Origin of the sequence: Methylobacterium tarhaniae, from assembly GCF_001043955.1 — a bacterium.
GTDB classification, from domain to species: domain Bacteria; phylum Pseudomonadota; class Alphaproteobacteria; order Rhizobiales; family Beijerinckiaceae; genus Methylobacterium; species Methylobacterium tarhaniae.
On sequence record NZ_LABZ01000478.1, the window covers coordinates 1 to 663 of the forward strand.

Annotated in this window: 1 protein-coding gene; it reads right to left on the minus strand. The window is 62.6% G+C overall.

Annotation, left to right across the window (positions count from 1 at the left end; all coding sequences use genetic code 11):
• Positions 1-422, minus strand: a 422-nt coding sequence (locus tag VQ03_RS30760) for a cation:dicarboxylate symporter family transporter (protein WP_048454739.1), incomplete at its 3' end; no start/stop codon positions are given.
• Positions 423-663: the final 241 nt, after the last annotated feature.

Below are 663 nucleotides of genomic sequence, written 5' to 3' on the forward strand. Positions count from 1 at the left end.
ATGCCCTGCTCCTTCGCCTGGGTCACGTAAGTGGAAACGGCCTTCGGATCGATCGTCGAGGGATCGATGTTGAAGCCGCGGCCGGGCTGCAGCAGCTCGCCGATCAAAAGGCCGACCGCGAGCGCGACGGTCGACACCGCCTCGAAATAGATCAGCGCCTTCAGCCCGACCCGGCCGACGCGCTTGAGGTCGCCCATCGAGGAGATGCCGTGCACCACGGTGCAGAAGATCACCGGCGCGATCATCATCTTGATCAGCGCGATGAAGCCGTCGCCGAGCGGCTTCAACTGCTTGCCGAGGCCGGGATAGAAATGCCCGATCAAGACGCCCGCGAAGATCGCGATCAGCACCTGGATGTAGAGGATCTTGTACCAGGGCTGATGACGGGGATGGGCAACCGGCTTGATCGCGTCTGTGGTCATGAGATGTCCCGGGAGGCTAGGATTTGACACAACGAGTGGTGCCATCTTGGCGGAGCAACACGCAAGCGACAATGCCCATTCGCGCCGCCGCCAACACACACGAATCTGTCATAGACTGCGGCCGGCTCGCACCCGGAGGCTGAGGATGGAATTCACCGCACTGTTTCTCGCCATCACCATCGCCATGCTGGTGGCCTGGCGTGGTCCGCGTCCCCTGGCGATCGGCCTGTTCGCGGTGATC